We start from the raw sequence: 264 nt of genomic DNA, 5'->3' as shown, positions 1-264 counted from the left end.
GAAGGCCTGCTCTACACCTTCGAACACCGCGCCGACGGCCACACCCTCGTCCTCACCGACCGCGTCGGCGGCCTGGGCACCATCGGCACGCACACCGACTGCCCGGTGATCTACCAGCCCATGGGTGGCGGCGATTCCATGGAACCGGCGTTGACCCGCTTCCACTACACCGAACAAGTGCGCACCGCGCGCCAGGTACAGCGCGACTACACCTTCACCCACCCGCGCTACAACCAGCAGCACACCGCCACCGGCGATCAGGAC

The 264-nt window shown here is 67.4% G+C and carries 1 protein-coding gene; it reads left to right on the top strand.

Annotated elements, in window-relative coordinates:
- The coding region (locus BFP92_RS02565; protein WP_275656394.1) for a contractile injection system protein, VgrG/Pvc8 family at positions 1-264 on the top strand (264 nt) is incomplete at both ends.

Origin of the sequence: Pseudomonas sp. 58 R 3 (assembly GCF_900006605.1) — a bacterium.
Taxonomy (GTDB): Bacteria; Pseudomonadota; Gammaproteobacteria; order Pseudomonadales; family Pseudomonadaceae; genus Aquipseudomonas; species Aquipseudomonas salomonii.
This window is presented reverse-complemented; position numbering and strand designations above follow the sequence as displayed.